Source organism: Agromyces sp. NPDC058110 (assembly GCF_042884735.1).
Classification (GTDB): Bacteria; Actinomycetota; Actinomycetes; order Actinomycetales; family Microbacteriaceae; genus Agromyces.
In genome coordinates this window covers 85,996-92,987 of sequence record NZ_JBHVTI010000007.1, presented here as the reverse complement: position 1 = coordinate 92,987, position 6,992 = coordinate 85,996, and the positions used below count along the sequence as shown (strand labels likewise).

Annotated in this window: 3 protein-coding genes; 2 read left to right on the top strand and 1 reads right to left on the bottom strand. The window is 70.4% G+C overall.

Going from position 1 to position 6,992, the window contains the following annotated elements; genetic code table 11:
- The coding region (locus tag ACFVS8_RS17390) for a hypothetical protein (RefSeq protein ID WP_387065116.1) at positions 1 to 2,605 on the bottom strand (2,605 nt) is incomplete at its 3' end.
- A 193-nt stretch (positions 2,606 to 2,798) separates the two neighbouring features.
- Here ACFVS8_RS17390 and cofD point away from each other — a divergent pair.
- Together cofD and ACFVS8_RS17380 are read left to right on the top strand one after the other, a co-directional pair.
- Positions 2,799 to 3,857, top strand: coding sequence for a 2-phospho-L-lactate transferase (gene cofD, locus ACFVS8_RS17385; RefSeq protein ID WP_387065113.1), 1,059 nt, complete (start codon positions 2,799 to 2,801; stop codon positions 3,855 to 3,857).
- A gap of 200 nt (positions 3,858 to 4,057) precedes the next feature.
- On the top strand, positions 4,058 to 6,964 hold the full coding sequence (locus tag ACFVS8_RS17380; protein WP_387065110.1) for a PKD domain-containing protein: 2,907 nt from the start codon (positions 4,058 to 4,060) through the stop codon (positions 6,962 to 6,964).
- The last annotated feature ends 28 nt before the right edge of the window (positions 6,965 to 6,992 follow it).

Below are 6,992 nucleotides of genomic sequence, written 5' to 3'. Positions count from 1 at the left end.
CAGGCGACACGACCAGCGGCACCGTGGTCGCGCCACCCTCGGGCACCGAGACATCCGTCGGCAACGACAGCTCCAGCAGCTGAGCCTCGGTCTCGTCATCGACGATCGTGACCGTCGCCGATCCGTCCGTGATCGCCACGTCGAACCCGGGCGGCGGCGAACCCACCACGCCGTCGATCGTCACTGTGTATGTCTCGCCGGGGTCGAGGTCCAGGTCCTGCAGCGCGTCGACGGGGATGTCGATCGACGCCGCGTCCGCCGGCACCGGGAACGCGACCGAGTTGATCGGCGTGAAGTCACCGGCCGTCGTCGGCGGCACCGCCGTCGCCGAGATCGTCACGTCGAACGCCGGATGCGTCGCCGGCGACACGACGAGCGGCACCACATCGTTGCCACCCTCGGGCACCGAGACATCCGTCGGCAACGACAGCTCCAGCAACTCGTTCGGCACGTCGAGGATCGTGACCGTCGCGGACCCGTCGGTGATCGCCACGTCGAACCCGGGGGGCGGCGACCCGACGACCCCCTCGATCTCGACGGTGTACGTCTCGCCCGCATCGCTCACGCCGTCGAGCAGCGCATCGACGGGGATGTCGATCGACGCCGCATCAGCCGGCACCGGGAACGACACCGAGTTGATCGGCGTGAAGTCCGCTGCCGACGTCGGCGGCACCGCCGACGTCGAGACCGTCACGCTGAACGCCGGATGCGCCGCCGGCGACACCACGAGTGGAACGGTCGTCGAACCTCCTTCAGCAACCGAGACATCCGTCGGCAACGACAGCTCGAGCAACTCGTTCGGCACCTCGTCGTCGATGATCGTCACGGTCGCCGATCCGTCCGTGATCGCCGCGTCGAAGCCGGCCGGGAACGGCGGGTCGGCCGGGAACCCGTCGATCGTGACCAGGTACGTCTCGCCTGGATCGAGGTCGGAGTCCTGCAACGCGTCCACGGGGAGGTCGATCGACGCGGCATCCTCCGGCACCGTGAACGTCTGCGCCGCGATCGGTGTGAAGTCCGCGGCACTCGTCGGCGGCACCGCGGCCGTCGAGATCGTCACGTCGAATGCCGGATGCGTCGCGGGCTCCACCACGAGGGGCATCACGTCACTGCCGCCCTCGGGCACCGAGACATCCGTCGGCAAGGAGACCTCGATGGTCTCTCCGTCGCCGACCTCGACCACGACCTTCTCGACGGTCGGGAAGTCGTTGGTGTCGAAGTCGAAGCCGAAGAACGGCACCTGGATACCGTAGGGCGGGTCGCCGAGGTACTGCACTGGCAGGCCGTTGTTGCCGAGATCGCTCACGAGGAACCGGACGGTGCACGTGACATCCGCGAGCCCGGTCGCCTGGAACTCGACGTTGTCGAGCACGTAGTTGAGGGAGTCGATCGCGTTGAGACCGCTGACCACGCCGGCGAACGCGGCGTGCGGATCGCTCGGGTTGCCGGTCGCGAACGGCAGGTTCTTGACCTCGTCGGGCAGGGCCGCCATAGCCGCATCGATCAGCGCGGTCTTGTTGGTCTGGTACTCGGCGTACTCCGGATCGGCCGGATCGGGCTCGAGCCCGAGGTCGAGCGCATCTTCGAACAGCTGCTCGAGATCGTCGTAGATCGTGAACGGCGAGGCCGGCATCGCAAAGGTGCCGCAGTCGGCCCAGGCGATCAGCATCCACTCGTCACCCGGCCCGTCGAGCGTGTCGTTCTCGTCGTTCTCGTCGTTGTCCTCATCGACGACGTTCCAGTCCTCCTCGTCGGGCTGGCCCGTGTCGTCGCCGGCGTCGCCGAGGTAGCCGGTGCCGCCGGACGGCACCTGGAACACCTGGTCGGGCACCTCGACCTCGGGGAACTCGTTGATGCGCTGCACGCGGATCTCGATGTCGGCGTTCACGGTGTCCATCGCGGGGTCGCCCGGCGCCATGAGCAGGTCGATCGACTCGGGGTTCGAGCCGTTGTAGTAGTAGGGGTCGTCGGCTGTGCCGTCATCGTCCTCATCGGCATCGGGCGTGTAGACGAGCGTCGCGAGCGCGGCGTTCACCTGCGCGGTCGTGCCGATGATGGCAACCGCCCCTGCGGGCAGCTCCGAGAGCTCGTGCTTGTCGCGCTCGAGCGCGCCGTCGGCGAACTTCAGCACGTCGAAGTCGCTGTCGCCGTCGTCTTCGACCGTGGGCAGCGGGTCGAACGTGAGGGTGCCGTGGCTCACCGAGAGCTGCACCGCGGTGCAGCCGCCCTGGTTCCAATCGGGCGCAGCCATGGCGCAGCCGACCTCGCCCGACTCGATCTCGATCGTGCGCACGTCCTGCGAGATGAGGTCGGTGCCGCCGTCGAACTTCAGCTCGCCCTCGGGGATGACGGTCGGGAACCCGTCGGGGATCGTGACCGGCAGCGAGCCAGCGGGGGCCATGTACAGGCGGGTCGGAGGCTCGACGAGCGACGGCGGTGCGGCGAACGCGGGCGCTCCGACCGGCAGTGCGACGAGCGCCAGCGCGGCGAGGGCGGCGAGCATTCCCTTGACCGGTGCGAGCGAACGGATGCCGCGGCGCGGCGCCCGAGAGCGACCCGCGCGGCTCGCACGATCGACCTGCAGCCCTGGGACGCGTTCGGACATCCCGACCTCCTGTGGTCTGGCATGGGGAACCAGTTCCGAGACAAGCAGTCGCAGCAGCACTGCGCAAGAGGATTCCTCAGGTCCTGCGCGTTCGGGCTGTCCCCAGTTCGGGGGTATCCGACCGGAGGCACCTCGAGGCCGCGCGGTGCGCTCGAGCACCCAGCGCCGTCCCGTTCACACCTAGGCTTGGCGGGTGCGGATCACAGTGCTGGCTGGCGGCGTCGGAGGCTCGCGCTTCGTGCGCGGCGTGCGAGAGGAGTGCGCCCGTCGCTGGCCCGACAGCGAGGGCGGCACGGAGGCATCCGTCACCGTCGTCGTGAACACGGGCGACGACATCTGGCTCTCGGGCGTTCGGCTGATGCCCGACTTCGACTCGCTGCTCTACTCGCTCGCCGGCGTCAACGACACCGAGCGCGGATGGGGTCGCGCCGGCGAGACCGAGCGGGTCTCGGCCGAACTGCGCGAATGGGGCGTCGGCTGGCCCTGGTTCACCCTCGGCGACCTCGACCTCGGCACCCACCTCGCCCGCACGGAGTGGCTCCGCACCGGCCTCACCCCGTCGCAGGTGGGCGAACGCCTGCAGCGGCGTTGGCCGCTCGGCGTGCGCCTCATCCCGGCGACCGACACCGAGGTCGACACGTACGTCCACGTCGATGCCGCCGATCTGGCCGCGCACGATGCGGAACCGCCCGCCGGTGCGCCGACCAGGGCCGAGATGCACTTCCAGGAGTGGTGGACCCGCTACCGCGCCACCGTGCCCGCACGCGCGTTCCGCCAGCGGGACATCGAGTCGGCGCGCCCGGCCCCCGGCGTCGCCGAGGCCATCGCCGACGCCGACCTCGTGCTCGTCGCACCGTCGAATCCGGTCGTGTCGATCGGCACGATCGTCTCGATCCCGGGCATGCGCGAGGCGCTCGCGGCGACCTCGGCGCCGGTCGTCGGCGTCTCCCCGATCATCGGCGGCAAGGTCGTGCGCGGCATGGCCGATGCCTGCCTGCCCGCGATCGGCGTCGAGACGAGCGCCGAGGCGGTCGGCCGGCACTACGGCTCGCGGCGCGACGGCGGACTGCTCGATGCCTGGCTCGTCGACGAGACGGATGCCGCGGCCGCTGCGGCCCTGAACGCCGACGGCCTGCACGCGGCATCCGCCCCGCTCTGGATGCACGACCTCGACCGCTCGGCCGACCTCGCGGGTGCCGCGATCGACCTCGGGCGCGAGGCGGGGCGCACGACGGGACGCACCGGCGACTGACGGCGAACGGCCGGGACCGACGCCGACGACGGCACCGACGGCGGGCGGCCGACGGGCAGCCGCACGCATGGCCGCCCCCAGGACTGGGACCTTGACGCTCCGATATCGAAGCGCAACAATCCCGCCAGACCCGACGCGCGACCCCGGAAGGGGGTTGAGTGATGCGCAGTACGCCGACCTCGATGATGAGCAGGCGATCGATGCGAGCTGCCTCCGTCGGGGCGCTCGCGGCCCTCCTCATCGTGGCGCTCGCCCCCGCGCCCGCCTTCGCCGCACCACCGGCCCCGGCCTCGCTGGTCGCGCCGGCCGACGGCACGACCACGACGACCACCGCGCCGAACCTGCAGGTGACCGCCACGGACCCCGACGGAGGCCCGGTCTCGGTCTCGTTCGAGGGGCGCGTGAAGGGCGCCACCGTGCCGACGTCGGGCAACGCCGACCCGTTCACGATCGTCGCGATCCCCGACACGCAGAACTACACCTACCTCAACCGGCAGGGCACGATCCTCCAGCAGGCGCAGTGGATCGTGAACACGAAGGCCCAGCTCAAGACCGCCTTCGCGGTGCAGCTCGGCGACCTCGTCAGCGAGTACCCCAACGCCACGCAGTGGGGTCACGTGTCCAACGGCCTGGCACCGCTCGACGCCGCCGTGCCCTACAGCGTGCTGCCGGGCAACCACGACTTCGACAACGCCACCGGCGCCGTCGGCCCGTACGACACGTGGTTCCCGCCGCAGCGGTTCGCCGGCGCGGCCTGGACGACCGCCACGAGCCGGTACGGCGGATACCTCGGGCAGAACCAGTTCGGCGCCGACCCGATCGACCGGCGCAACATGGACAACTACGCCCTGTTCACGGCGGGCGGCCGCGACTTCCTGGTGCTGAACCTCGAATGGGAGGCGCCGCAGTACGCCCTCGACTGGGCGCACCGCGTGCTCGCCGCGCATCCGGACCGCATCGCGATCATGGCGACCCACAGCTTCATCAACATCAACGGCAACCGCCGCACCACGGCCGAGCGCCCCGGCGGCACGTCGACGGCGGCGATGTGGACGAACTTCGTGAGCACCCACTGCCAGATCAGACTCGTGCTGAGCGGTCACGAGCACAACGGCAACGCCGGCGAGGCGCGGCGGACCGATGCCAACGCGTGCGGACAGCCCGTGCTGCAGGTCATGACCGACTACCAGGATCGCCCGAACGGCGGCGACGGATGGCTCCGCACCTACACGTTCGACCCCGCAGCGGGCACGATGACCGCGGCGACGTACTCGCCGAAGCTCGACCTGTACGAGACCGACGCGGATTCGGCGTTCACCGAGCCGTTCCCGCTCTCCGCCGTGCAGCCCGCCCCGTTCACGCCGATCGCGACCGTGCCGGCCCAATCCGGACAGACGGCGACGACCGCATGGGCAGGCCTCACCACCGACACCGAGTACGAATGGCGGGCGATCGTGAGCGACGGCACCACGTCGACGACCTCGCCCACCTGGACCCTCCGCACGCCGCCGCCGCCTGCACCGTCGGTGCTGGCCAGGGACACCTTCACCCGCACGACCACGTCCGGATTCGGCACCGCCGAGACCGGCGGCAACTGGATCGTCGGCGGCACCCTCGCCAACACCCGCGTCGACGGAACCGCAGCCGTGTTCCGCTCACCCACCGCCGGACGCGGACAACTCGCCTACCTCTCCGGCGTCACCAGCACCGACACCGACCTGCAGACCACCTACAGCGTCGACAAGGTCCCCGGCGGATCAGGCCTCTACCTCGCCATCACCGGCAGACAGACCATCCTCAACACCGACTACCGCGCCAAAGTCCGCATCAGCGCCGACGGCAGCACCGCGATCTACCTCACCCGCCTCGTCGCCGGAGCCGAGACCACCCTCACCTGGGCCAACCTCCCCACCACCTACCAACCCAACGCCAACCTCACCACCAGGATCCAGGTCACCGGAACCTCACCCACCACCATCCGCGCCAAGACCTGGCCCTCAGGCCAGACCGAACCCACCGCCTGGACCGTGCAGACCACCGACAACACCCCCGCACTCCAAGCCCCGGGCACCATCGCGATCTCCCACTACACCTCCAGCAGCACCCCCACCACGATCCTCCCCCTCACCATCTCCTTCCACGACCTGACCGCCGTGCCGCCCGGGGGCACGACCCCGCCGCCGCCTCCGCCGAACACCCCGCCGGTCGCCGCGTTCACGAGCACTGTCGCACAGCTCACGGCGAGCTTCGACGCGAGCGCGTCGCGCGATGCGGAGGGCGCCATCGCGTCGTACTCCTGGAACTGGGGCGACGGCACCCCCGCGGGATCCGGGGCGACGCCGACGCACGCCTACGCGGCCGCAGGAACGTACCCCGTCACGCTCACCGTCACCGACGGCCAGGGCGCGACCGGGACGGTGACGCAGAACGTGACGGCGGTCGCGCCGCCGCCCCCGCCTGCGCCGTCGGTGCTGGCCAGGGACACGTTCACCCGTACGACCACGTCCGGATTCGGCACCGCCGAGACCGGCGGCAACTGGATCGTCGGCGGCACCCTCGCCAACACCCGCGTCGACGGAACCGCAGCCGTGTTCCGCTCACCCACCGCCGGACGCGGACAACTCGCCTACCTCTCCGGCGTCACCAGCACCGACACCGACCTGCAGACCACCTACAGCGTCGACAAGGTCCCCGGCGGATCAGGCCTCTACCTCGCCATCACCGGCAGACAGACCATCCTCAACACCGACTACCGCGCCAAAGTCCGCATCAGCGCCGACGGCAGCACCGCGATCTACCTCACCCGCCTCGTCGCCGGAGCCGAGACCACCCTCACCTGGGCCAACCTCCCCACCACCTACCAACCCAACGCCAACCTCACCACCAGGATCCAGGTCACCGGAACCTCACCCACCACCATCCGCGCCAAGACCTGGCCCTCAGGCCAGACCGAACCCACCGCCTGGACCGTGCAGACCACCGACAACACCCCCGCACTCCAAGCCCCGGGCACCATCGCGATCTCCCACTACACCTCCAGCAGCACCCCCACCACGATCCTCCCCCTCACCATCTCCTTCCACGTGCTCTCCGCGGTCCGCCCGTAGGCCGCGCTCGCGCGGACCAGAGCAGGCC

Excerpts from the sequence above, each read along its gene's own strand:
- ACFVS8_RS17380 (WP_387065110.1), top strand. The coding sequence starts at position 4,058 with ATGCGAGCTGCCTCCGTCGGGGCGCTCGCGGCCCTCCTCATCGTGGCG.